The organism is Actinomycetota bacterium, from assembly GCA_030774015.1.
Taxonomy (GTDB): Bacteria; Actinomycetota; UBA4738; order UBA4738; family JACQTL01; genus JALYLZ01.
Map to the genome: position 1 here is coordinate 1 of JALYLZ010000053.1, position 24,938 is coordinate 24,938.

General features: G+C 70.2%; 24 protein-coding genes. 11 read left to right on the forward strand and 13 right to left on the reverse strand.

Translation table 11 applies throughout. The features are described 5' to 3' along the window. The first annotated feature begins 59 nt into the window (after window positions 1-59). The 6 genes from M3Q23_05425 to M3Q23_05450 all read left to right on the forward strand — a co-directional run bounded on the left by M3Q23_05425 (window position 60) and on the right by M3Q23_05450 (window position 8,520). Complete coding sequence (locus M3Q23_05425) at window positions 60-1,142, forward strand: IS630 family transposase (GenBank protein ID MDP9341543.1); 1,083 nt, start codon at window positions 60-62, stop codon at window positions 1,140-1,142. Window positions 1,143-1,275: 133 nt separating this feature from the next. Continuing rightward, window positions 1,276-3,852 carry a hypothetical protein gene (locus M3Q23_05430; protein ID MDP9341544.1) on the forward strand — a complete coding sequence of 859 codons (2,577 nt, stop codon included), beginning with the start codon at window positions 1,276-1,278 and terminating at the stop codon, window positions 3,850-3,852. A 48-nt stretch (window positions 3,853-3,900) separates the two neighbouring features. Then, on the forward strand, window positions 3,901-5,868 hold the full coding sequence (locus M3Q23_05435) for a protein kinase (GenBank protein MDP9341545.1): 1,968 nt from the start codon (window positions 3,901-3,903) through the stop codon (window positions 5,866-5,868). Window positions 5,869-5,882: 14 nt separating this feature from the next. Then, complete coding sequence (locus M3Q23_05440; GenBank protein MDP9341546.1) at window positions 5,883-7,214, forward strand: serine/threonine protein kinase; 1,332 nt, start codon at window positions 5,883-5,885, stop codon at window positions 7,212-7,214. Next, window positions 7,154-7,786, forward strand: a complete 633-nt coding sequence (locus M3Q23_05445) for a hypothetical protein (GenBank protein ID MDP9341547.1) — start codon at window positions 7,154-7,156, stop codon at window positions 7,784-7,786. Before M3Q23_05440 ends, M3Q23_05445 begins: the two co-directional genes overlap by 61 nt. Continuing rightward, entirely contained in the window at window positions 7,783-8,520 is a 738-nt protein-coding gene (locus M3Q23_05450) for a maleylpyruvate isomerase family mycothiol-dependent enzyme (protein MDP9341548.1), read from the forward strand. The genes M3Q23_05445 and M3Q23_05450 overlap by 4 nt, the downstream gene beginning before the upstream one ends. A gap of 89 nt (window positions 8,521-8,609) precedes the next feature. Here M3Q23_05450 and M3Q23_05455 read toward each other — a convergent pair whose 3' ends face one another. From M3Q23_05455 to M3Q23_05475, 5 genes are all read right to left on the reverse strand, one after another. After that, the gene (locus M3Q23_05455) at window positions 8,610-8,813 is read right to left on the reverse strand and encodes a dodecin family protein (protein MDP9341549.1); all 204 of its coding nucleotides are present in this window, start codon (window positions 8,811-8,813) and stop codon (window positions 8,610-8,612) included. A 71-nt stretch (window positions 8,814-8,884) separates the two neighbouring features. Continuing rightward, complete coding sequence (locus M3Q23_05460; protein ID MDP9341550.1) at window positions 8,885-9,832, reverse strand: hypothetical protein; 948 nt, start codon at window positions 9,830-9,832, stop codon at window positions 8,885-8,887. Between the two features lies 1 nt (window position 9,833). Beyond that, window positions 9,834-10,502 carry a sigma-70 family RNA polymerase sigma factor gene (locus tag M3Q23_05465; protein MDP9341551.1) on the reverse strand — a complete coding sequence of 223 codons (669 nt, stop codon included), beginning with the start codon at window positions 10,500-10,502 and terminating at the stop codon, window positions 9,834-9,836. Window positions 10,503-10,581: 79 nt separating this feature from the next. Further along, entirely contained in the window at window positions 10,582-11,496 is a 915-nt protein-coding gene (locus M3Q23_05470; protein MDP9341552.1) for a DUF2090 domain-containing protein, read from the reverse strand. A gap of 98 nt (window positions 11,497-11,594) precedes the next feature. Next, window positions 11,595-12,236 (reverse strand): MBL fold metallo-hydrolase, encoded by a 642-nt coding sequence (locus M3Q23_05475; protein MDP9341553.1) that lies wholly within the window; start codon window positions 12,234-12,236, stop codon window positions 11,595-11,597. A 56-nt stretch (window positions 12,237-12,292) separates the two neighbouring features. Here M3Q23_05475 and M3Q23_05480 point away from each other — a divergent pair, with 56 nt between their 5' ends. The 4 genes from M3Q23_05480 (at window position 12,293) to M3Q23_05495 (ending at window position 16,378) form a co-directional block, all read left to right on the forward strand. Next, window positions 12,293-13,552, forward strand: coding sequence for an MFS transporter (locus M3Q23_05480; protein MDP9341554.1), 1,260 nt, complete (start codon window positions 12,293-12,295; stop codon window positions 13,550-13,552). Window positions 13,553-13,617: 65 nt separating this feature from the next. Next, the gene (locus tag M3Q23_05485) at window positions 13,618-14,079 is read left to right on the forward strand and encodes a sigma-70 family RNA polymerase sigma factor (GenBank protein MDP9341555.1); all 462 of its coding nucleotides are present in this window, start codon (window positions 13,618-13,620) and stop codon (window positions 14,077-14,079) included. After that, on the forward strand, window positions 14,076-15,383 hold the full coding sequence (locus M3Q23_05490) for a hypothetical protein (protein MDP9341556.1): 1,308 nt from the start codon (window positions 14,076-14,078) through the stop codon (window positions 15,381-15,383). Before M3Q23_05485 ends, M3Q23_05490 begins: the two co-directional genes overlap by 4 nt. Before the next feature lie 89 nt (window positions 15,384-15,472). After that, window positions 15,473-16,378: a hypothetical protein gene (locus tag M3Q23_05495; protein MDP9341557.1), complete on the forward strand. Its 906-nt coding sequence runs from the start codon at window positions 15,473-15,475 to the stop codon at window positions 16,376-16,378. A gap of 26 nt (window positions 16,379-16,404) precedes the next feature. On the opposite strand, the gene M3Q23_05500 is transcribed toward M3Q23_05495, so the two are convergent. From M3Q23_05500 to M3Q23_05520, 5 genes are read right to left on the reverse strand one after another with little or no spacing between them, the layout of a single operon-like run. Next, window positions 16,405-17,088 carry a LemA family protein gene (locus tag M3Q23_05500; protein MDP9341558.1) on the reverse strand — a complete coding sequence of 228 codons (684 nt, stop codon included), beginning with the start codon at window positions 17,086-17,088 and terminating at the stop codon, window positions 16,405-16,407. 22 nt (window positions 17,089-17,110) lie between these two features. Next, a complete protein-coding gene (locus M3Q23_05505) occupies window positions 17,111-17,809 on the reverse strand; it encodes a hypothetical protein (GenBank protein MDP9341559.1) in 699 nt (232 codons plus the stop codon). Window positions 17,810-17,851: 42 nt separating this feature from the next. Then, window positions 17,852-18,730 carry an LLM class flavin-dependent oxidoreductase gene (locus M3Q23_05510; protein ID MDP9341560.1) on the reverse strand — a complete coding sequence of 293 codons (879 nt, stop codon included), beginning with the start codon at window positions 18,728-18,730 and terminating at the stop codon, window positions 17,852-17,854. Between the two features lie 5 nt (window positions 18,731-18,735). Further along, window positions 18,736-19,611, reverse strand: a complete 876-nt coding sequence (locus M3Q23_05515; GenBank protein MDP9341561.1) for an LLM class F420-dependent oxidoreductase — start codon at window positions 19,609-19,611, stop codon at window positions 18,736-18,738. 21 nt (window positions 19,612-19,632) lie between these two features. Next, the gene (locus M3Q23_05520) at window positions 19,633-20,154 is read right to left on the reverse strand and encodes a hypothetical protein (GenBank protein ID MDP9341562.1); all 522 of its coding nucleotides are present in this window, start codon (window positions 20,152-20,154) and stop codon (window positions 19,633-19,635) included. A 152-nt stretch (window positions 20,155-20,306) separates the two neighbouring features. On the opposite strand from M3Q23_05520, the gene M3Q23_05525 reads away from it, so the two are divergent. Continuing rightward, window positions 20,307-20,882, forward strand: a complete 576-nt coding sequence (locus tag M3Q23_05525) for a Uma2 family endonuclease (protein ID MDP9341563.1) — start codon at window positions 20,307-20,309, stop codon at window positions 20,880-20,882. A 260-nt stretch (window positions 20,883-21,142) separates the two neighbouring features. Here M3Q23_05525 and M3Q23_05530 read toward each other — a convergent pair whose 3' ends face one another. Genes M3Q23_05530 through M3Q23_05540 form a run of 3 tightly spaced genes read right to left on the reverse strand, consistent with a single transcriptional unit; the run spans window position 21,143 to window position 24,873 of the window. Continuing rightward, the gene (locus M3Q23_05530; GenBank protein ID MDP9341564.1) at window positions 21,143-21,634 is read right to left on the reverse strand and encodes a hypothetical protein; all 492 of its coding nucleotides are present in this window, start codon (window positions 21,632-21,634) and stop codon (window positions 21,143-21,145) included. A gap of 42 nt (window positions 21,635-21,676) precedes the next feature. Beyond that, on the reverse strand, window positions 21,677-24,298 hold the full coding sequence (gene clpB, locus M3Q23_05535; protein MDP9341565.1) for an ATP-dependent chaperone ClpB: 2,622 nt from the start codon (window positions 24,296-24,298) through the stop codon (window positions 21,677-21,679). Then, window positions 24,280-24,873, reverse strand: coding sequence for a GNAT family N-acetyltransferase (locus tag M3Q23_05540; GenBank protein MDP9341566.1), 594 nt, complete (start codon window positions 24,871-24,873; stop codon window positions 24,280-24,282). Before M3Q23_05540 ends, clpB begins: the two co-directional genes overlap by 19 nt. Window positions 24,874-24,938 lie beyond the last annotated feature (65 nt).

Below are 24,938 nucleotides of genomic sequence, written 5' to 3' on the forward strand. Positions count from 1 at the left end.
CTAGTGTAATGCCTCGCAAATAGCTTGACAGAGGGAGACGCGGGAGGTAGCCTCCCGTCGTGTGGCATCCTGCCGCTGCGGTGGCGATCTCCGAGGGGGACCGGGCGCTCCTGGAGCGATGGGTGAGGGGCGGGAGCACCCCCCAGAGCGTGGCCACCCGGGCCCGGATCATCCTGGCCGCCGCCGAGGGGATCCCCAACGCCCGCATCGCCGCCCAGGTGGGGGTGTCCCGACCGACCGTGATCCTGTGGCGCCGGCGGTTCGCCTCGGCCGGGCCGAAGGCCCTCGCCAAGATCGAGGAGGGCCGGGGACGCAAGCCCTCCATCCCCCCCGAGAAGATCGCCGAGGTCATCTCGCTGACCACCAAGACCAAGCCGAAGGGCCAGACCCACTGGTCCACCCGATCCATGGCCCGGGTGGTCGGGATCTCGCCGGCCACGGTGGGGCGGATCTGGGACGCCGCGGGCCTGCAGCCCCACCGGGTGGAGACGTTCAAGTTGTCGAACGACCCGCGGTTCTTACAGAAGCTCACCGACGTGGTCGGGCTGTACCTGAACCCCCCGGATCGTGCCGTGGTGCTGTGCGTGGACGAGAAGAGCCAGATCCAGGCCCTGGACCGGACCCAGCCTCAGCTTCCGATGAAGCGGGGCCGGGCGGGGACGATGACCCACGACTACAAGCGAAACGGGACCACCACCCTGTTCGCCGCGCTCAACACCCTGGACGGGCGGGTGATCGGGAAGTGCCTGCCCCGGCACCGCCACTCGGAGTTCCTGACGTTCCTGCGGGTGCTGGACCGGGAGTTCCCCCGGAGCAAGGACCTGCACCTGATCGTGGACAACTACGGGACCCACACCCACCCCAACGTCACGGCGTGGCTGGCCAAGCACCCCCGGTTCCACCTCCACTTCACCCCGACCAGCTCCTCGTGGCTGAACCTGGTGGAGCGGTGGTTCCGGGAGCTCACCCAGAAGGCCATCCGTCGCGGCGTGTTCCCGAGCATCGAGTCGTTGATCGAGGCGATCCACGCCTACCTCGACGCCTACAACGAGGCCCCCAACCCGTTCGTGTGGACGGCGACCGTGGCGTCAATCGTGGAGAAGGTCAACCGTTGTAAAGCCATTTTGCAGGCGGCGCACTAGCGGCGGGGCCTTCGTCACGGGATACCACATCTACCGCGCCGACCAGGGCCCCACCCCGATCGCCACCCTCGGAGGGTCCACCACCACCTACACCGACGCCGGGCTCACCGACGGCACGGCCTACTCCTACACGGTGACCGCGGTGAACGCGGTGGGAGAGGGAGCGGGCGCGTCCGTGGGGACAATGCCCAATCCACTCGCTCGCCTGACCATTTCGCCGGCCACCGCAACCTTGCCGGCCCGAGCGTCCCAGGCCTTCACCGCGCAAGGAGCCGACGCCGCCCACCACTCCCTGGGTGACGAGACGGCCGCCGCCACCTTCTCCATCTCCCCCAACGGCACCTGCACCGGAGCCTCCTGCACCGCCACCGTGGCCGGGGACCACACCGTGACCGCCACCCTCTCCGGCAAGACGGCCACGGCCACCCTGCACGTCAACCCGGGCCCCCTCGACCACCTGTCGCTCTCTCCCGCCACCACTACCATCGCCCCGGGCGGGTCCCAGGCCTACACCTCCCAGGGCTTCGACCAGTTCGGCAACTCCTTGGGTGACGAGACGGCGAACACCACGTTCTCCATCGCCCCCGACGGGAGCTGCAACGGAGCCACCTGCAGCGCCACCGCGGCGGGCGACCACACCGTGACCGGCGCCATCAAGTACTCAGCCGTCTCGGCTGGGACCAATGCGACATGCGCCATCACTGCGGTGGGAGGGCTGAAGTGCTGGGGTGACAATGCTTTCGGGGAGCTCGGGAACCCGGGGGTCACAGACTCCTGCAATATCTTTACGTACGATATCTGCTCCTCTGTCCCGGTCGATGTGCCCGGGCTCACCGGCGCCGTGGCGTCGGTCTCTGCGAACACGTGGCACGCCTGTGCAGTCACGACGGGCGGCGGGGCGAAGTGTTGGGGCTGGAACCTCAACGGCTGGCTCGGGAACGGGACGCTCACGAACTCCTCCGTGCCCGTTGACGTCGCGGGGCTCACCATCGGCGTGGCCGCAATCTCGACGGGGTATGACCACACATGCGCCCTCACCAGCGGAGGCGGGGCGAAGTGCTGGGGGGCGAACAGCGAATATGAGGGCCCGGGGGGACTCGGCGATGGCACGAGTAACGACTCGCTTGTTCCCGTCGACGTCTCGGGCCTCTCGAGCGGCGTTGCATCCGTCTCGGCTGGCACCGGCTTTACTTGCGCCCTCACCACTGGGGGAGGGGTGAAGTGCTGGGGGGCAGAGGGCCGGGGCCAGCTCGGAAACGGGGTCAGCAACTGCTTCCCCTGCGGATCCCTAACCCCGGTCGACGTCTCGGGACTCACCAGCGGCGTGGCGGCGATCTCGGCGGGCGGCAACCACGCGTGCGCCCTCACAACCGGGGGCGGGGTGAAGTGCTGGGGCCAGAACTACTACGGAGAGCTCGGGGACGGCACCACCACCGATTCCAGCGTGCCGGTCGATGTGTCGAGTCTGACAAGCGGGGTCAAAGCGATCTCGGCAGGGCCGACCGACACCTGCGCCGTCATGACCGGTGGCGGAGTGAAGTGCTGGGGCCTCAACGACTACGGTGAGCTCGGGGATGGAACGACCACGGACTCCGACGTGCCCGTCGACGTGTCGGGACTCACCACCGCCCTGGTCGTCTCGGTGAGCAATTTCCACACCTGCGTAGTCACCACCGACGGCACGGTGGAGTGCTGGGGGAAACACGGGTTCGGGGAACTCGGCGACGGCACCACCGACAACTGCCCACCGCGCACGTGCCCCTCCGTCCCTGTCGACGCCATGGCCACCTCGGCGACGGCGACCCTCCACGTCCAGAACGTGAGTGCGGACCTCTCCATCGCGATGGCCAGGTCGCCCAACCCGGTGGTCGCTGACAGCCAGCTCACCTACACCCTCACCGTGGCCAACGCCGGAGGCTCCGGGGCCACCAACGTCGTGGTCACCGACCCTCTGCCCAGCCCGGTGATCTTCACCTCGGCGACCGCCAGCCAGGGTTCCTGCTCCGGCACGAGCACCGTGAGCTGTGCCCTGGGATCGGTGGCGAGCGGAGGATCGGCCACGGTGACCATCAAGGTCACCCCGATCCAATCGGGGACCCTGTCCAATACGGCCACCGTGGGGGCCACCGAGCCCGACCCGAACTCGGCCAACAACTCTGCGACCGCCTCCACCACGGTCAAGGCCCAGCCGAAGACCGTCTACGTCTCGGTGACCGACGCCGGGTTCTCGGCCGCCACCACCAAGCCCGTCCAGGGAGGCACCGTGCAGTGGAACGTCCTCGGCCCCTCCGCCAACGGGGCGGTGGACGGGACCGGGATGGGCCTGTTCGACTCCGGGAGTCTCTCCCCCGTCGCGTACTACCGGTTCACGTTCATCGGCGGCGGCCAGTACCGGGTGAACGACAAGCTGGGGCACCACCAGACCGTCGCCGTGCCGATCACGGTGAGCCCCAAGTCGGGCGGGACCACGACGAGCTTCACGGTCACCTGGTCCTCGGCCGCCGCCCCCGCCGGGTTCGCGTTCGACGTGCAGATCCAGCGGCCCGGCTCGACCTCGTTCGTGAACTGGATGACGAACCAGACCGCGGCAAGCGCGAGCTTCGTGCCGGATGCGGGGACCGGCACCTACAAGTTCCGGGCGCGGGTTCGGAATACGGGGAACAGCGCCGCTTCCAGCTACTCGACGGCGGTGGCGATCTCGGTCTCGTAGTGCCGTTTCTTCCCAATCCCCGGCCTCCGGTGTAGAAACCGGGGGACCATGGGAACCGACTCGCGGATCGGCACGGATCTGGCCGGCTACCGGATCGAATCCCTGCTGGGCCGGGGCGGGATGAGCCTGGTGTACCTGGCCGAGGACCGGCGGCTGAAGCGGCGGGTCGCGCTGAAGGTGATCGCCCCCGAACTGGCGCAGGACCAACTGTTCCGGCAGCGGTTCGTGCGGGAGTCGGAGCTGGCCGCCTCCCTCGACCACCCGAACATCGTCCCGATCTACGAGGCAGGCGAGGCGAATGGCGTCCTGTTCATCGCCATGCGTTACGTCGAGGGCATCGACCTCAAGGCGCTCGTCGAGCGGGACGGGCCCCTGGAGCCGGGTCGGGCGGTGGGGATCCTCCGGCAGGTGGCGGGTGCGCTCGACGCCGCGCACGCCCGGGGCCTGGTCCACCGCGACGTGAAGTCGTCGAACGTCCTGGTGGCCACCAGCGAGGGCGAGGAGGAGCACGCCTACCTCTCCGACTTCGGGCTGACCAAGCGGTCCGCGTCGGACACCGGGGCGCTCACCGGCACGGGCCAGTTCCTGGGAACGGTCGACTACGCGGCCCCCGAGCAGTTCCAGCGGGGGAAGCTCGACGGGCGCACGGACCAGTATTCCCTGGGCTGCGTGGCCTACGAGTGCCTGGTGGGCGAGGTGCCGTTCGCCCGCGAGCACGAAGTGGGCACGATGTACGCCCACCTGAACGACCCCCCGCCGCGCCCAAGCGAGCATCGGGCGGATCTGCCTCCAGCAGTTGACGCGGTCATGGCTCGGGCCCTGGCCAAGGACCCGGCGGACCGGTACGGCTCCTGCCGGGAGTTCGTCACCGAGTTGGCGGGGGCGCTCGAGACTTCGTCGGGACCGCGAACGGCGTCCGCAGCCGGCGACGTTCCGGCCGGCCGGCGACGCAGGTGGACGTCGCTGGTGATCGGGCTGGCGGCAGCCGCCGCGGTGGTCGCCGGGGTGCTCATCGCCACGCTCCACGGACACGGAGCGCCCGGGCCCGGGCCGGCGGCGTCGGGATCTCCGAGCCATTCGGCATCCCCCACAGTGCCCGCCTCCGTCGGCTCGCCGACCCCGCCGTTCGCCGTCCAACCCGGCTCGGTGCTGAAGATCGACCCGTCGTCGTCGCAGGTCGTGGCCCAGTACCCCCATGGCCTCGACTTCGTCCAGTTCGCGGACGGGAAGCTGTTCGTCTCCCAGCCGGACCAGACCATCGCGGTCATCGATCCGGCCACCGGCAAGCTGCGGGACAGCATCGCCGGGCTCCTCCGCCCGGAGATTCCCACGGCGTTCGATGGGGACCACACCCTGTGGGTGCCGACCTACCACTCGGTCACGCCGGTCAACACCCGGTCGCTGAGGCCCGGGCTGCCGGTGCCCCTTCCACAGGTGCTGTTCGACCAATGCCGGACCATCGTGGTGGGGACCTCGCTGTGGGTGACCCAGGGATGCAACATCCCTCGCGGGAACCCTGCGGAGCAGGACCCCGGGGTGCTCCTGCGCGTCGACACCAGGACGAAGAGGGTCGTGGAGCAGAAGGCGGTCGGCCAGGCGCCGCTGGCCATCGCGTCCGGCGACGGATTCCTGTGGGTGGCGAACTACGGCTCGGGGGGCGTGAGCCAGATCGACCTCTCCACGGGGAAGCAGACCCTCCTGGACATCGCGTCCAGCCCCAATGGGCTGGTGTTCGCCGACGGCGAACTCTGGATCACGAACTACGGGGACAGCACGGTCGTCGAATACGACCCGATCCTCCATCGGACCGTGAACGTCGCCCACCTCGACAGTTGGGCGGTGGAGCCCCAGGTGGGGTTCGGTCACATCTGGGTGATCCTCCCCACCTACGAGGAGGTCGACGAGATCGATCCCGGGACGGGCCAGGTGATCGAGCACATCTCCACGGGCAGCGCGAACCCGACGAGCATGGCTCTGGGTGCGGGAGCCGTGTGGGTGACCACCGAGGCACCCTAGCCGGAGAGAGACACGTGGCGGACCTCGCACCGGGAAGCGTGCTCGGCCGGTACCGGATCGAGCGGGTGCTGGGCCGGGGCGGCATGGGCGTCGTCTACCTGGCTCGGGATGCGGAGCTGGACCGGCAGGTGGCCCTGAAGGTCCTCGCGCCCGAGCTGGCCGGCGACGCCGCGTTCCGGGAGCGCTTCATCCGGGAGTCGCGGATCGCGGCGAGCCTGGAGGACCCGAACGTCGTCCCCATCCACGAGGCCGGCGAGCTGGACGGGTTCCTGTTCATCGCCATGCGCTACGTGCCCGGGACCGACTTCCGCTCCCTGATCGAACGGGAGGGGCCGCTGCCGGCGGAGCGCGCGGTGGCGATCGTGGCGCAGGTAGCCAGCGCGCTCGACGCGGCCCACCGGCGCGGGCTGGTGCACCGGGACGTGAAGCCCGGGAACGTGCTCGTGGCGGGACGCGACGGGTCCAGGGCGGAGCACGTCTACCTGACCGACTTCGGCCTGGTCCGGCGCATGGCGCAGGGCACGGCGCTCACCAAGACCGGGCAGTTCATGGGGTCGATCGACTACGTGGCCCCCGAGCAGATCCGGGGCGAGCCGGTGGACGGCCGTGCCGACGTCTACTCGCTGGGGTGCCTGCTGTACGAGTGCCTGACCGGGATGACCCCGTTCAAGAGCGACCGCGAGGTGACGGTCCTGTATGCCCACCTCGAGGAGGCGCCGCCGAGGGTCACGGATGCGCGGCCGGACCTTCCTCCGGCCATCGATCGCGTGGTGGCGAGGGCCATGGCCAAGCGGCCCGCCGATCGGTACGCGACGGCGAGCGAGCTGGCAGACGACGCCAGGAAGGCCCTTTCGGCCGGGGCTCCTGCGGCCCCGCCGTCGCGCCGTCGGCTGATGGTCGCCGCTGCCGCGGCGGCGGTCGTCGTCGTTGGCGTCGCAGCCACCATCTTCTCGCTCGGGCGGCATGCGGCCACCACGGTCCCCCCGCCCAAGCATGGGAGCTCCGCAAGCGCTCCTGGTAGCCCGGCGGCACCTGTGACGATCGCCAACGGCATCGTGGCGTTCGACCCGAAGACCGATCGAGTGACGAAGACGGTCGCGGGCACCTTCGGCAGGGGCGCGTTCGCACGCAATAACTTCCTGGAGGCCGGCGAGGCGGGGGTGTGGACCTCCGATGCGGACGCCAACCTGGTCCGCATCGATCCCGGGACGGGCGCCGAACAGACCGTTCCACTGAGCCACGTCCAGAACCCCGTCGACGGCATCACTGTCGGGGAGGGCTCCGGGTGGTCCTGCGGCCATCGGGCGGGGTCGGCTATCTGTTCCGCGTCGATCCGGCCACACTGACCGTCCTCCATCAGTACCCGTTCCAGTCCGCGGTGGGCGAGGAAACGGGATTCGGGGTCGGGTTTGGCTCTGCATGGATGTCCTTCGCGCAGGGAGTGGTCATCCGGATCGACCTGGCGACGAAGAGGGTTGTGCGCATGACCATGCCGTCGGACGCACTCTCCGTTGGCCCCGACGGCGTGTGGGTCGCAGACGGCCTCCACGACACCCTTCGCCGGATCGAGCCCACCGGCGAGGTGGGACCTCCGGCGACAGTACAGGGAGGCCTGGACGGGGTCACGGACGAGTCGGGTTCCCTGTGGGTCCTTCAGAAGTTCTCCGGCCAGGTCGTCCAGGTGGATCCCCGAACGCGCCGGGTCGTGGGCAACCCCATCCGGGTGGGGAGCGATCCCACGAGCATCTCGGGGGGCCTCGGCGCCGTGTGGGTCACCGACATGAGCGGCGACCTCTGGCGGATCGACCCCACCACGGCGACCTCGAAAGCCATCCACCTGGGGGGCGTGCTCGCCGCCGCAGCCCCCGACGACACGAACAAGGTGGTATGGGTACTGGTCGGAGGGACTTCGGGATGATCGACCTGGCGGCGGCCTACAGCGAGACCCACGAGCATCTGGTCGAGGTGCTCCGAGGGCTACCCGAGGACATGCTGGCCCGAACCGTGGAGGCAACTCCGGACTGGGACGTGCGAGACGCGATCGCGCACGTCACGGCGGAGGCCCACATCGCGGCCACCGGCGACGCCCAGCCCGACCTCAACCTACTGGAGTCGTTGCGTGATCAGGAACAGGCGGACCGACGCGACGCCTGGAACGCCCGTGAGGTCCAGTCCCGCCGGGGGCGTCCCCTGGACGCTGTGCTCGAGGAGTGGGCCGGGCTGGCCGGGCGCCTCGCGCCGATGCTCCGTGGCGAGGAACCCTTCCCGTACGAGCACCCCTTCCTGGGGGCCATCGTGGTCACGGACCTGGCCATGCACACCCAGGACGTCCGGACCACGGTCGGCGTGCCCGGGGACCGGGAGAGCGCCGGCGTCGGGGTGGCGCTCGCCGCGTTCAGCTACAGCCTGGACATGCGGCTTCGCGCCCTCGGCGTGCTCGGGCTTCGGGTGCGCTACGGGGAGAAGGTGCGCGTGCTGGGCGAGGAACCGGTCGGGGCCACGGTCACGGCCGACCGGTTCGACCTGGTCCGGGCGCTGGCGGGGCGCCGAAGCTCGGCCCAGATCCGGGCCATGCAGTGGGAGGGGGACCCCGAGCCGTACGTGCCGGTCATCCCGGCCTACGGCGAGCGGGACGACGACATCATCGAGTAGGCCTTCGTGGCCGGGGCCGCCTCAGCGCGGGAGATCGCCCAGGCCGCGAACGCGATCTCGGCCTGGCCGGCCCGGCGGCCTCAGTCGAGCTACCGCTCGATGCGGAACCTCACCCGTACGTGGGTGTGGTACTCCTTGATCTGGTCGCCTTCCACGGTGGCGCTGGTGTCCAGCACCTCCATGCCCTCGATCCCCCGCAGGGACTTGGTCGCTTCGGCCAGGGCCTGGGCGGCGGCGTCCCGCCAGGACTCGGTCGACACCCCCACCAGGTCGATCGTCTTGATCACCGCCACGGTGAGCCTCCTTGGTCGGTCGTTCCCGCGATTCTAGAGGACGGCGAACCGGCCGTGAAACGAGGCCGGGCTCAGCCCCCCGTCGCGTGACCCGCGAGCACGATCTGCCGGGCGGCCGGGTCCGGATTGAACCCCGCGACGCACGGCCACTGGCTGCTGAGCTGGTGGTCGATGGTCACCGTCCAGTCCGAGAATCCCGCCGCGTCGACCGCGTCCTGGACCCGCCGGAGCAGGTCTGCCTGCGGGCCGCAGCTGTCCCGGTCGATCGTGCCCTGGACGGCGTCGGCGAGCTCCGGCCGGATGGCGGCCTCCAGCGTGGCGATCCCGTTGACCGGATCGAGGTCCGGCCGGCCGCACGGCGCGTCGTCGCTGAACCGGCCGGCCCGAACGGTCCAGCTCGTGTAGCCGTGGTCGTCCAGAATCCGGCGCGCCGTCTGCATACCTGCCGCCCGGCCGATGCATTCCGACTCCGGGAACGAGGCGAACATTTCCTGTTCCAGAGCCGCGTATCGAGCAACCGCCTCGCCATAGTCCGGCGGGAGCGGCTGGAGCCCGAGACGCCCGCACAGGCCGGCGTCCTCACTGGGGAACACGTCCACGCCGCCGGCCTGGCCCACGCACGCGATCCACACCGCGGGCGCCGGACCCGGGGCCGGGGAGGTGATGCCGCCGGAGGTCCAGGCGTGCTCGCACTGAGCCGCGAGGCTCTGGCCGGCCGCCGAGGGAAACCCGGCCGCGGCGGAACCGAGGTCGGGGGCCGCGAAGCACGTGACCTCGTCCGCGACCTGATCCGCCGTCCGCAGTGCCCCCGAGGCGACGGCGACCGCCGTCCCGAGCAGCGCAGCCGGGACCAGGACCAGGGCGACGCGCCAGGAGCGGCGGCGTCGCTTGATCGGGCCGCCGCCGGAGGCGCCCGTGCCCGCCGCGTGCTCGACCAGCGCTCGGCGATGCGCGGCCAGCCGCCCCGAGGGGAGGTCGCGCTCCTGTTGCGGCGCCAGCAGGGCCAATTCGTCGTGCATGTCAGGCCTCCTTCCGTTCCGTGAGTGCGCGAGGCAGCTCGGGAGGATCCTCCGAACCGGTGTCCGGCGAGAGCGAGCGGCGAAGCCGTTCCCGGGCCCGCGACAGCCGGGACCGGACCGTCCCCACCGGGACACCCAATGCCACGGACGTCTCCTGGTAGGACAACCCCTGCCAGACGCACAGGCTGAAGATGTCCTGGTCGTCCTCGGACAGCGCGCGAAGGCGCTCCAGTACCTCGGCCATGCGCCGCTCGGCGTCCAGCCGGCCGGCCACGTCGTCGGCCGGATCCGCCGACGACGCCGACGCCGACGCCGACGCCGCATCCGCCGCGCCCGGTTCGACCCCGGAGACCCGTTCGACCAGCGAGCGGTCCCGGTCCGCGCGCCGGCGCAGGTTCCGGACCAGGTTGGCCGCGATCCCGTACAGCCACGGCAGCACGCTGGCGCCGTCGAACCGGACCTCGGACCGCCGCCGCCATGCGTGCATGAACGTGGTGGACATGACGTCCTCGGCCAGGGCCCAGTCCGCCGTCCGGCGGAAGCAGTAGTTGTAGATGGCCCTGGCGTGGCGTTCGAACAGGCCCCCGAACGCCTCCGGCTCACCGCCCACCGCGCGGCGCCACAGCTCGATGTCCGTGGATCCGCCCACCGGGTCGCGCGCGTTCGTCATCGACCGGTACATGTCGGGAACGGCGCCCGAGTTCCCGGTCAGGCCACGGAATCGGGGCTGGCGAGCGGGAGCCCGAGCCTCAGGCCCCGGAGGCCTCCCGGTAGACGTCGATCATCCGGCGGTAGTTCGCCGCGATCTTCGCGGCGGCGTCCTCCCGAGGGGATTGCCCGTCCACGAACGCCTTCAGCGGGTCCCACCAGATGGTCCGCCCGATGGCGAACCCGATGTAGCCGGGAACCCCGGCGCCCTGCCGGAGCCAGTGGATGACGGCGTCGTCGCTCGCGCCCCGGCCCAGCACCACGCACGCCACCCCGTCGCGGCCCCCGGCCCGGGTCTGCTCGGCGATCATCTGGCAGTCCTCGCGCCGGTCGAGGCCCTCGATCTTCCAGATGTCGGGCTCCACGCCGTCGTCCTGGAGCGCGGCGATGGCCTGGCGCATCAGCCCGGGCCGGAGCTCCTTGTCGAAGCGGTCCGCGTCGCCCCCCACCTGGTCCAGCTGCGACTGCTCCGCCGGCACCAGAAGCTCGAAGAGGAACTTCCGGTCGCGCTCGTGCAGCCAGTCGGACAGCCGGCGCAGCCGCTCGGTCTGGCGCCCGTTCATCTCCTGGTCGCCCTCGACGTTGTAGCGGACCAGGACCTTCGTGAACACCGGGTCGAACTCCTCGATGTGCGCCCCGAAGTCGTCCCCGTAGTCGAAGTCGAACTCGTCCTGCCCGCTCTTCTCGACGGGCATGGCGAAGATGAAGCCTTCCTTCTTGGCCGTGCGCGCGATGTCGGCGCCGAACTGCTCGTCGACGAGGAGCCCGCACGACTCCTTGGGCGCTCCCTCCTCCACCGCCCGTCGGAATCCCTCGAAGATCACCGTCTTCGCGTCCGCGATCCGCTCGGTCTCCTCCGCGTTGGGCTGTCCGGAGAGGCCGAAGAACTTCTTCACGAACGAGCCGCGGTGGTCGAACGCCAGGACGTACAGGGACCGGTCGTAGCCCAGGGCCATGGGACTCCCTCCTCCAGGTCGATCCGTTGGATGAGCCGTGAGACCCCATTCTTCCAAGTTTGGGGCGGCGCCGATACCCTACGAACGTCCCCCCGCGGTTAGGTCATCTCGAAGGGGTTCCGTGGCTCCAGCAGCTCCACCTGGACCGGCGAGGACTCCCGCCGGAACGTCTCGGCGTCGGCCGGCGTGCCCACCACGAACCCGTAATGCATGGGCACCGCGAGCTGCGGCGAGATCGCTTTGGCCGCCTCAGCAGCTTCCGGGGCCGTCATGGTGTAGGTCCCGCCGATGGGCAGGAACGCCACGTCCGCCTTGACCTGGGCGAGCTCCGGCGTGTGGTCGGTGTCGCCAGCGTGGAAGTACGAGTTCCCGCCCAGCTCCAGGATGTAGCCGACCCAGTTGTTGGCCCGCGGATGGTTCTCCAGGCGGTCCTCCACCACGTTGTACGCCGGGATGGCGTGGCCTTTGATCCCCTCCACCTCGAAGGAGTCGCCCGGCGCGACGGCGGTGACGTCGCCGGAGAGCTCCAGGGCGATGTCGCGGGGGGCCACGACCTTGGTCCCGCCCCGGCGGACCTTCTCGAAGTCCTCAGGGTTGTAGTGGTCGAAGTGCGCGTGCGTGATGAAGATGACGTCGGCGGGCGGGTCGCCCGTCACGCCCCACGGGTCGATGTAGACGTTTTGGCCGTCGCCCTTCCACAGGTAGGCCGACTGCCGGTACCAGGTGAACCGCTCCAGCATGGTCGTGCTCCTTTCTCCGTGGGCGCTCGTCCTCCTTAGTAGTCTGGCCCACCGCCATGGAACCTCGCGAACTGGAAAGCCTGGGCATCCCCCGAAGCGGCCTGCGCGGCGGGCTCTCCCTGCTCTCCCGCAACGCCGACTTCCGCAACCTGTACACCGCCCAGCTGATCTCGTTCGCGGGGGACTGGTTCCTGCTGGTCGCCCTGTACGGCCTGATCCTGGACGTGACCGGGTCGCCCGTGATGGCGTCGCTGGTGCTGATCGCGCAGCTCGTGCCCAGCTTCCTGGTGTCCCCCATCGCCGGCGCGCTGGTCGACCGGATGAACCGCCAGGTCCTCATGATCGGCGCCGACGCCACCCGCGCCGTGCTGTGCCTGGGGTTCCTGTTCGTTCGGCACCCCGGCGACATCTGGATCGTGTACGTGCTCCAGGTCCTGCTGGCGGTGTTCGGGGCCGTGTTCGAGCCGGCGTCCTCGGCCGCCGTCCCCAACCTGGTGGACCCCGCCGACCTGGCCATGGCCAACACGCTGGTCGGCTCGGCGTGGGGGACCATGCTGGCGGTGGGAGCCGCCCTGGGAGGGCTGGTGGCGGCGACCCTCGGACGGCACGCCGCCTTCATCGGTGACGCGGTGTCGTTCGCGTTCTCCGCGGCCCTGCTCATCCAGATCCGGCGGGCGTTCAACGAGACCAGGGCCGAGGAGCAACCGGGAATCGTCGCCGCGACCGTCGAGACGGTTCACTACGCGCGCCGGGACCACCGCGTGCTCGCGCTCCTCGCCGTGAAGGGCGGGTTCGGGCTGGCCGGCGGCGTGCTCGTGCTGCTGCCGGTGTTCGCGAAGAAGGTCTATCACCAGGGCGACGCCGGGATCGGGGTGCTGTACGGCTTTCGCGGGCTGGGGGCGCTGATCGGCCCGTTCATCGGCCGGCGGATCGCCGGGAACACTCTGCGCGGCCTGTTCATCGCCATCGGCATCGCGCTGGCGAGCTTCGGCGTGTTCTACGGGGTCTTTCCGCTGATGCCCACGCTCCTGGCGGCCGGGCCACTGTCCGCGGCCGCGCACCTGGGCGGCGGGGCGCAGTGGACGCTCTCCACGTACGGACTCCAGACCCTCGTGCCCGACCGGATCCGGGGACGGGTCTTCGCCTTCGACTTCGCCCTGGTCACCCTCACCATCACGCTGTCGAACCTGGCCGCGGGGTGGGCTGCCGAGGCCTTTGGCCCCCGGGTCGCCATGGCCGCGCTGGCGGGCGTGGCACTGGTGTACTCGGCGGTGTGGTGGCTCGCCACCCGTCGCCTTCGCGCGGAACTCCGCTAGGAGTTTCTCGGTCTCCGGGTACACGTTCGAAGCACGATCCGGCCCTGGGGAAGGGTGGACCCGGTGTGAGCGTGGAGACCCGGCGCGATTTCGCGCGGCTGTACGAACAGGAGGGCCGGCGGGTGTGGCGGGCCGTCTATGCCTTCGCCGGCGACCGAGAGGTGGCGAGCGACGCGGTGGCCGAGGCCTTCGCCCAGTGCATCAGGCGTGGCGAGGCCGTGCGCGATCCCAGGGCCTGGGTGTGGCGGACGGCCTTCCGGATCGCTGCCGGAGAGCTGAAGGAGCGACGCCGCCGGACGACATTCACCAAGGAGCCGACGTACGAGATGGACGAGCCTCCAGGGCCGCTGCTGGCCGCCCTCGCGGCGCTGCCCGGGAACCAGCGGGCCGCCCTCGTGCTCCGCTACTACGCCGGACACGACACGGCCGCCATCGCGGACGCGCTGGGGTGCAGCCGGGCCACGGTGCGGGTCCACCTCAGCCGGGGGAAACGAAGCCTCCGCGGGATGCTGGAGGGACAGACATGATCGACCTCGAACGCGAGCTTGCCTCGCTCGACCTGCTGGAGGCGCCGGACCTGTCGGTGGAGATCGATCGCCGGGCCGGGCGACCGGACCTGGACGTTCCCGGGGAGCGCGATCGGCGGCGAGCTCCGCTCCGGCCGGGGCCATTGGTGGCGGCGGCCCTTGCCCTCGCAGCGGGCGTGGCTGCGGCGGTCCTCCTGATGCTCGCCTTCCGCCCGCCACCGTCGGGGTCTCCGGCCACCACCCGGCCGACCCCATCGAGCATCGCCACGACAGCGCAGGACCCCTGGGAGTCGCTCCCGGCCGGATGGACCAGGGTCGCCAACCTCCCGGGCCACCGGACCGGTGCCGTCACGGTGTGGACCGGCCGCCAGCTCGTGTACTGGGGCGGGGTCACCGACGCCGGGACCGGTCCGCCCGACGGCTTCGCCTACGACCCGGTGGCCGGCACATGGCACCCGCTTCCCGAATCGCCGCTCTCGGCACGGGAGGAGGCATGGCCCTTCTGGACCGGCACCGACGTCCTGATCTGGGGCGGCCGGTCGTCCGGAGGGTTGCCCCTCATGGATGGAGCCGCGTTCGACCCGTCCACGGACACCTGGCGGACGATCCCGAAGCCTCCGCTCAATCCAAGGTTCCCTGCCGCGGTGGTGTGGACCGGCAGGGAGCTCATCGTGTGGGGAGGGGGGCCCGATCGAGCACAGACGTATCGGGACGGGGCCGCGTTCGATCCGGAGTCAAACAGCTGGCGAACGATCGCGCCCGGTCCTCTCCTCCTGAACCTGGCCACGTCGGTGTGGACGGGAAGGGAGGTGATCGCGTTCGGCGCCGACCTCGACGGCGGCAACCAGGCCAATACCGACTTCGCTCGAGGAGCCGCGTACGATCCGGCCACCGACTCCTGGCGGGTGATCGCACCCTCGGACCTGTCGCCGCAGGCATCCGCCGTGGCCTGGACCGGCCGCGAGATGGTGGCCTGGGACTACGAACTGCACGCGGCCGCCTACGATGCCGAGACGGACCAGTGGCGCGATCTGCCCCCCATTCCCCTCGACTTCAGCGAGTGCTACCCGAGCACCGCCTTCGCCGCCAGCACAGTCCTGGCCTGGTATTGCGGCGGAGCCGCCGTCCTCGACGTAGGCACCGGCACCTGGACGGAGGCGACGCCCTCGATCGCCTCCGCCTTCCGGCCGGGGCTCCCGGTGGCGGCCGGTAGTGCGATCGCCATCGCGACGGAGCAGGGGGTCAACAGAGGTCCCAGCGACGCCGGGCAGGGCCTGTGGATTTACAGGCCCGCCACTGGCTGAGGGCCACTCGACCGGCACCGCGACCCCTCAAGGCAAGCGGGCGTGCGTCCGAAATCGCATGTATGACGCCGACTCGAAACGGGGGATCGTTGATCCGTCGAGGCGCAGCGGTGCTGGCCACGGTCGGGCTGGTCCTGTCGTTCGCGTTGCCGGCCCGGGCCGCCGGACACGGCGTGTCGCCTCGCCGGGCCTCGCCCGTGTGGGAGCAGCTGCCTGCCGGCGGGTCGGGATTCCTGGTGTGGTCCCAGAACTCGCCCGGCCGTCCCGACCACTTCGACCTCTACGCGCGCCCGAAGCACGGCCCCGCCTTCCGCGTGAACCCGCCCCGGTCTCAGGCCTACGCGGGCGGCATTCGCGGATCCTTCCTGGTGTACCAGCTCATCAAGGGCAGGCACTCGGACCTGCGCTTGTACGACCTGGCCACCCGCCACGGCTGGAACCCGCCCGCGGGCGTGAACACCTCGCACGAGGAGTCCGCCCCATCGATGTTCGGCTCGTGGCTGCTGTTCACCCGGAAGCTGACGGAGACCTGGCCCGTATACAAGGTCCTGCTGTTCAACCTGACCACCCACCGCACCCTGCGGCTGGCGGTCGTGCGCGGGCCGCACGTATACGCGGCCGCGGGGCAGGTGAACGGCGACTTCGCCACGTGGCAGGAGTGCACCGACCACATGAAGTGCCAGGTGTTCCGGTACCAGATCTCGACCGACCGAATCCTCCGCGTCCCGAACCCGAACGCCTACCAGTACGCGCCGTCGGTCGCCGCCGACGGGACCGTGTTCTTCGCGCGAAGCGGATCGGCCTGCGGGGCCGACGTCCGGCTCCTCCGGTACCGCGGCATCGGGTCACCCCACCGGGTCACGGAACTCCCCGGGGGCATCGACGTGGGCGACACCTACGTGGTTCGGGACGGCTACGGCGGGGAGCACCTGCTGTACGACCACACCAGCTGCGATCCGTTCACCGCCGACATCTACCGGATCGCGCTGGGCTGACCTGCCCGTATGGGCGCCCTCCGCCGTCAGCCCGAGAAGCCACCTCCACCCGGCGGCGACGACCCGGGCGCGGGCGGCGTCGGAGCGGGCGCGGGCTCCCCCGCACCGCGCACGGGGCTGGTCCCGAACGTCACGGCCGGACCCTGGTCGGCGAAGCTGACCTGCGGCACGCCGGCGTCCCGGATGGCGTCGGGGATCTCGAAGAACTCCTCTTCTTTGAAGTTGAACATCCGGGCGATGAGCATCGACGGGAACTGCTGGATCCGCCGGTTGTAGTCCTGCACGTTGTTGTTGTAGAAGCGCCGCGAGGTCTGGATGCGGTCCTCGGTGTTGGACAGCTCCGCCTGGAGCTGCTGGAAGTTCTCCGTCGCCCGCAGCTGCGGGTAGTTCTCGGCCACCGCGAACAGCCGTCCCAGGGCCTGCACGAACGGCCCTTCCGCCTGGGCCTGCGCGGCCGGCGAGCCGGTGGCCTGCATGGCCGTCGCGCGCGTCCGCGCGACCTCCTCGAACACCTCGCGCTCGTGGGCGGCGTACCCCTTGACCGACTCGACCAGGTTGGGGATCAGGTCGTACCGCCGGCGGAGCTCGGTGTCGATGTTCGCCCACGCGTTGCGGATGAGGTTCCGCTGCGAGACGAAGCGGTTGTAGGAGAGGATCGCTGCCAAGAGCAGCAGGACGACGATCCCGAGGATCACCCACACAACGATCATTGGTCCCCCCTGTGCGTCGAGTTCAGGAGGTCACACTACCCGACGCGCCCGAGCCGTACAGCCCGTAGACGACCCGGGGGATGTGCTCCCGGAACTCCTTCATGGTCCCGAGCAGCGGCGTCAGCTCCACCGGCCGAAGTCGCTTGTGGTAGCAGAGGAGGTGCGGCCCCGACAGCTCGTAGGCCCACCCGTTCTGGGTGGCCAGCATCCACTGCATCATGCGGGCGTCGATGAGGTCGGTGGCGAACTTGCGGTCCTTCGACTTGATCTGGAACTTCCGGTTGAAGTCCTCGGACTCGAAGTTGATGTCCTCGAACCCCAGGTGGTCGGCCAGCCGGGTGAACAGGTTCTCCCTGGTCACGCTGAGGTGCGGGCTGGCGAACGGAAGCACGGACACCACGCACGAGAACCGGTAGTAGTTCTTGGTCCGGTTGCCCTTGGAGTCGGTCGACTCCTCGTAGTACCAGTAGTCGAACTCCTGGAGCGGGATGTCCTGCCACGTCCCCGACAGGACGTTCTCGGTTCCCCGCCCGTCTCCCAACCGGAACAGCCCGAACGGCAGCCGCAGCAGGTTGAAGGAGTCCTGCGGGGAGTACTCCAGCCCGAGCTGCGTGGCCATGCGGGCCAGCTCCTCGCGCCGCTTCTTCTTCGCGTACCAGCCGAAGTAGATGCCCGCCGCGATGACGGCCAGGATCACGATGACGATCAGGGCAGGTCCCATGGAGGGGAGTATCGGGGATCGCCCGGTCGAGGGGAAGGCCGGTCAGCCCGCCGAGGAGGCGCGCACGATGGGCACGACCTCGCGGGCCAGCCGTTCCTGCTGTTCCGCTGTGTCGCCCACCGGCCACAGGTTGAACGCCGTGAAGCCGATGCGAGCGAACCCGGCAAGCGCCTCGGCGACCCGGTCGGGTCCACCCGACACCATTCGCCCGGGCCGCGGGGTGGCCTGCTCGTCCACTCTCACGCCGACGTTGTAGGCGTAGGTGAGCGCGGTGGGGTCGCGCCCCGCCGCTTCCGCGGCGCGCCGGATCCGTTCCATCTTCTGAGGGACCACGTCCGGCGGCGCGAACGGGTAGGAGGGGATCCAGCCGTCGGCGGCCCGGCCCGTCAGCTCCAGGGCCCGGTTGCCGTAGGTGCCGAGCCAGATGAGGATGGGCCGGTCCGGCTTCGGTTCCAGCTCCGCGCCCTCGGTCCGGAAGTGCTTGCCCTGGAACGTGGACGACGGCGTGGTCCACATGCCTCGGAGGATCTCGATGGCCTCGGCCAGGGCCTCGATCTTCTCCCCCGGCGAGCGCAGCGGAAGGCCGTAGCCCAGGAATTCCTCGTCCGAGCCGCCCGCCCCCAGCCCGAGCGTGAGCCGGCCTCCGGATAGCAGGTCGAGCGAGGCCGCCATCTTCGCCATCACCGAGGGCGCCCGGTACGGAAGGCCGAGGACGTCCGTGACCAGGCCGACGCGAGCGGTCGATGCCGCGATCCAGGTGAGCAGCGTCCACGTCTCGTGGGTGGGTCGGGTGCCGTGCAGGTGGTCCGTGACGCTCACGAAGTCGAACCCGAGGTCCTCGGCCCGCCGCGCCTCGGCGACCGGGTCCGCGTCCGGCGCCGCCGACTGGTTGATGCTGACGCCGAAAAGCAGGCCGCCCAACGACACTACAGCCCCGCGGCCTGCGGGATCACGTCGCGCCCCACGATCTCGATGGGCGTGATGTGGTGCACGCCTCGCAGCGCGCCGATCGCGGTCTGTGCGCCCGCTTCCGCCAGCGCGCCCAGCTGGTCCACGACCCGCGAGGCTCGCTCGCCGTCTTCCCCGACGTCCACGGTGAAATAGACGGTCTTCTCGATCTGGTCGTAGTCGCGACCCTCGGCCTCGCAGTGCCGCCGGAGGACATCGAACTTGTGTCGGGCCGTGTCGGGGTCGCCGAAGACGTTGCAGGCGTCCGCATACCTGGCCACCAGCCGAAGGGTTCGTCTCTCGCCGCTTCCCCCGATCATGACCGGCGGGTGGGGCTTCGAGACCGGCTGCGGCGAGCACAGCGTCTCGTCGAGATGGTAGTACCGCCCCCGGAACGGGCCGTCGTCCTCGCTCCACATCTGGAGGCAGATCTGGATGGCCTCCTCCATCCGGCCGAGCCGCTCACCCGCGGGCGGGAACGGCACGCCCAGGGCGCGGTGCTCGCGCTCGAACCACGCCGCCCCGATCCCCAGCCAGGCCCGCCCGCCGGACAACACGTCGAGCGTCGTCACCGTCTTCGCCAGGACTCCGGGGTGCCGGTACGTCACGCCGGTCACCAGCGTGCCCAGCCTGGCCCGCGAGGTGTGCCCGGCGATGAAGCTCAGGGCGCTGTACCCCTCCAGCATGGGTTCCTCGACCGGGCCCACCCCACCGATCTGGAAGAAGTGGTCCATGACCCAGATCGAGTCGTAGCCCGCGTCGTCGGCGGCCCGGGCGATCCGCACCAGCGTTGGGCCGATCTGCTCGGGGCCGCCGGGCCACGTGAACGAGGGAATCTGGAGGCCGAGCCTCACACCCTCACCCTACGCGCTGGACTACGCGCCGGTGATCGGGCCGGCCGAGCGGACCTTCTGCACGTGGGTGAGGGCCTCCTCGAGGTCCTTCAGCCACTCGCCCTGCTTCTCCGCGACGAGCTTGACGCACCAGGCCAGGGCGTGGCTGCGACTGCGGGCAACGCCGGCGTCCACCAGCGTGTCCAGCACCTTCCGCTCGGGCATGCGCAGCCTGGTCATCATCGGGACTGACACCGTGGTGAACAGCTCTCGCTCGCCGCCGCACACCGCACCCCACGAGACCTTCCGGCCGAAACGGTGCTCCGCCTCCCGGGCGATCCGCATCCGCGCCTCGCGAGTGTCCTCCCGGAACTGCTTGATCCGCCCGGCGCGGGCAGCCGCCCTGGTGGCGTCGGTCGCGTCGGCGCCCGCATCCACGTCCGGGAGCGTCCCCACCACCAGGATCTCCTCGCGGTCGACCGTTACCTCGGGCGCGCCCTCGAACCAGCCGTCCGGAATCCGTCCCGCGAACCAGCCCTGAAGCTTCTCTTCCCTCTCACCCATCCTTCGCCTCCTCTCTTGTGCGCTTACATGATTACAGAGCAACGCGACGCTAGCACAACCTCACAACCTTCGTGGAAGCCCGGGGTGGAGCGTGGAGCGGGGACATGCCGTAGCCTCGCGGTAGCGTCCCGCGCCGTGGGAGGTGAGGTGCGATGGCGATCGAGCAGACGACCGGCCTCACGTACGACGACCTTGGGAAGTTCCCGGAGGACAACCTCCGGCGCGAGCTCATCGATGGGGAGCTCGTCGTGACCGCGGCACCGTCGACCCGGCACCAGCGCGCGGTCGCGTTCCTGGTTCTAGAGCTGGGTCTGTACGCCCGCGGACACGGCGGCGAGGTCTTCCCGGCGCCCACCGATGTCTACTTCTCGGACACCAACGTGGTCGAGCCCGACGTGCTCTTCGTGCGCGGCGACCACGCCGAGCGGGTCGAGAAGAAGTTCGTCCGCTCCGCCCCAGACTTGGTGGTCGAGGTGTCCTCTCCTTCCACCCGGCGGCTCGAGCTGGTCCGCAAGCGCGAGCTGTACGAGCGCTTCGGCGTCCCCGAGTACTGGTATGTCGACCTCGACGCCGACCGGATCGAGGTGTACCGGCTCCACGAGGGCCGTTACGTCACACCGGCCCTGCTGGGCCGAGGGGAGCGCCTGGGCTCAGCACTCCTGCCGGGGTTCGAAGTCGGCGTCGGCGAGGCTCTCGGGCCGCCCGAGGAAGACCTGGTCGACGGCTGACCGGATCGTGGACGCAGACCCCTGTTCGTCCTCGGGACGGAAGCCCGGCCGCAGGGGATAGAGCGAGGCCGTCACGCGAGGCGCCGCGCGCACCAGCGCGCTTGCCATCGTGCAGGAGCCGGATGACCGACGTCGGCGGCAGCTGCCTCGACACCAGGAGCAGCCGGTTCTCGGACAGCGCCAGCGTCGTCGGCTTGGGCAGCGCGAGCAGGGCGTCCATCACCCTCGGGTCGAGGAACGCCACCGCGAACTGGGGATCCTCACACCGGACATGGAACCTTCGCCTGAACCGCTCTGACTCGAGCGGCACTGGCATGCCCGCGATGTCCGCCACGCGGTCTCGGAGCCGCTTCGGCTTGACCACGAGCTTCGGGCACGACGCGGGGACGCCGCCGACCGGAGAATCGCCGAGTCAGTCCGATCCAAGCGGCCAGGCCGGGCGGCGGCGCCTCGAACGCCACCTGCGCCGCCCCGTCCCGGTCCGCTCCCTCCCGGTACCAGTAGTCGAACGCCCGGACGTCCGCACCCTCGAACTGGCCGTAGACGACGTTCTCGATGCCCCGGGTCCGGCCCATCCCGAACAGCCGGAACGGCTCCCAGCGCTCGTCGAACACGTCGGTGGCCGCGTATCCCAGTCCGAAGGCATCGGCCAGCCGCAGCAGCGCCGCCTGGCGGCGAGCCCGGCTTCGAGCTCGAACCGCCGCCAACACCACCGCGCCCACGGCAAGGACAACCCAGAACAGGAGCGTCACGCTCCAGGAGATCGGCCCCGGGCCGGCCTGGCTTGAAACGAGCTACGGCAACACCGTCGTGGGGTCCCCGACGCGGAACTCGAGGCCCTCGGGGCCGCGGTCGATGTCGAGGTGATCGCCGTCGCGGATCTCGCCCGACAGCAGCTTCATGGCCAGGGCGTCCTGGACCTCGCGCTGGATCAGCCGCTTCAGGGGCCGCGCCCCGTACGTCGGGTCGAACCCCCGGTCGGCCAGGTAGTCGCGGGCCGCGGCCGTCAGCGTCACCGTCAGCTTCCGCGCCGCCAGGCGTTCCTGGAGCAGCCGCAGTTGGATGTCCACGATCTGGGCGATCTCGTCCCGGCCGAGCGGCGAGAACACGATGATCTCGTCCACCCGGTTCAGGAACTCCGGCCGGAACGTGGCCCGGACCTCCGCCATCACCTTCTCCCGCCGCTCCTCGGCGCTCGCCGTGAGGTCGGTGTAGACGTACGAGCCCAGGTTCGAGGTCATGATCACGACGGTGTTGCGGAAGTCGACGGTTCTTCCCTGCCCGTCGGTCAGTCGGCCGTCGTCCAGCAGTTGCAGCAGCACGTTGAACGCGTCCTGGTGCGCCTTCTCGATCTCGTCCAGCAGCAGCACCGAATAGGGGCGGCGGCGGACGGCCTCCGTGAGCTGGCCGCCCTCCTCGTAGCCGACGTAGCCGGGCGGCGCGCCGATGAGACGCGAGACGGTGTGCCGTTCCTGGTACTCGCTCATGTCGATGCGGACGATGGCCCGCTCGTCGTCGAACAGGAACTCCGCCAGGGCCCGGGCCAGCTCGGTCTTGCCCACGCCGGTCGGCCCCAGGAACAGGAACGATCCGATCGGCTTGTTGGGGTCCGACAGCCCGGCGCGGGACCGCCGGATGGCGTTCGCCACCGCCTCGACGGCCTCGTGCTGGTCGACCACCCGCTCGTGCAGTGCGTCCTCCATCCGCACGAGCTTGGCGACCTCGCCCTCCATGAGGCGGGACACGGGAATGCCGGTCCACTTCGACACGACCTCCGCGACATCCTCCTCGTCGACCTCCTCCTTCAGCATCTTCTGCTCGGACTGGAGCTCGGCCAGCGCGTCGTTCTCGGCGTCGAGCTGCTTCTGGAGCTCGACGATGCGGCCGTATCGGAGCTCAGCGGCTCGTTCGAGGTCGCCGTCGCGCTCGGCCCGGTCGGCCTCGCCGCGCGCGGACTCGATCTGGGACTTCAGCGAGCGGATCCGGTCGATGTGCTCCTTCTCACGCTGCCAGTGCGCCTTCATCGCGCCGCTTCGCTCCCGGAGGTCGCCCAGCTCGCGCTCCAGCTTCTCCAGGCGCTCCTTCGAGGCCTGGTCGGTCTCCTTGCGCAGCGCGGCCCGTTCGATCTCGAGCTGCTTGATGCGCCGCTCCACCTCGTCGATCTCGATCGGCATGGAGTCGATCTCGATGCGAAGCCGCGACGCGGCCTCGTCCACCAGGTCGATGGCCTTATCCGGCAGGAACCGCCCGGAGACGTAGCGGTGCGAGAGCAGCGCCGCGGCCACCAGCGCGGAGTCCTGGATCCGGACGCCGTGGTGCACCTCGTAGCGCTCCTTCAGCCCGCGGAGGATGGCGATGGTGTCCTCCACCGTCGGCTCGTTCACCAGCACGGGCTGGAACCGGCGCTCAAGGGCAGGGTCCTTCTCCACGTGCTTGCGGTACTCGTCGAGGGTCGTGGCGCCGATGGCCCGGAGCTCGCCGCGGGCCAGCATCGGCTTCAGCATGTTGCCGGCGTCGACGGAGCCCTCGGCCGCGCCGGCGCCGACCACGGTGTGCAGCTCGTCGATGAACGTGATGATCTCGCCCTGCGAGTCGGCGATCTCGCGGAGCACGGCCTTGAAGCGCTCCTCGAACTCGCCGCGGTACTTCGAGCCGGCCACCAGGGCCCCGATGTCGAGGGCCACCACGCGCTTGCCCTTCAGCCCTTCCGGCACGTCGCCGGAAACGATCCGCTGGGCCAGCCCCTCCACGATGGCGGTCTTGCCCACACCGGGCTCGCCGATCAGCACCGGGTTGTTCTTGGTCCGGCGCGACAACACCTGGATGACCCGGCGGATCTCGTCGTCCCGCCCGATCACCGGGTCGAGCTTGCCGGAGCGGGCCAGCTCGGTGAGGTCACGCCCGTACCGCTCCAGGGCCTGGTACTTCTCCTCCGGGTTGGGGTCGGTGACCCGCTGGCGTCCCCGGACCTGGGCCAGCGCCGACAGCACGCCCTCCCGGGTCAGGCCCGCCTCCTTCAACAGCCGGGCCACGTTGGACGCCCCCTCCAGCATAGCCAGCAGGAGGTGCTCGGTGGAGACGTACTCGTCGCCGAGGGCGGCCATCTCCTGGAACGCGCGCTCCAGGATGTGTCGGGTCGCGGCCGACAGGTAGATGTCCGGCCCGGCGCCGCCTCCCGCGCTGCTCTGCGCGTACACCTTCGGCATCCGGTCCAGCGCCTCGTCCACCCGGTCCCGGAGCGTGCGCGGCGACGTCCCCATGCTGTGCAGCAGCGGGAAGATCACGCCCTCCGGGTCGGACAGCAGCGCGAACAGGACGTGCTCGGGCTCGATGCCCTGCTGGTTGCGGGCGGAGGCCTGTTCGCGCGCGGCCTCTAGCGCCGCCTGTGTCTTCAGTGTCAGCTTCGAAAGGTCCATGTGGTGTGTGCGTTCTCCCAGTCGTCTCTCGTCATCGCGTACATGCAGTGGTCCCTGCGCTCCTCCGCCGTCGGCATGAAGGAACGCAGCACGCCTTCCATCACGAACCCCAGCCGCTCGTTCACCGTCCGCATGGGAACGTTCTCGACGTCGGTGGGGGTCTCCACCCGCTCGGCGCCCTCGTGCTCGAACAGGTACGAGGTCAGGAGCGCGACGGCCTCGCGGCCCACCCCCCGGCCCCGGCGCTCCGGCTCGAGCGTGATCCCGATCATGAACACACCAGGCGGGAAGCATCGCGGCGAGTTGTGCGCCTGGATCATCCCGGCGAACTCGCAGTCGGCCTCGATGGCAAGCTCCAGGTGCGAGTCCACGAACCTTCCCGAGGTCTCGACGCGCTTCAGCAGCTTCTCCCGGGGCGGTCCGAACGCGCCGGCGAAGCGGCGGTCCGCCTCGTCCGAGGGCTCGAACAGGGCCACGTAGCGATCGGTCTCCTCGGCCCGGAGCGGACGGACCACGACCCGCTCTCCGCGCAGCTCCACCAGGTCCGGGGCCACGTTCACGAGGTCACCTCCCACGGCATCCGCTGCACCTCTCGCAGGAGCACCAGTGAGGCCTGCCGGTTCTCGCGACGCCGCCGCTC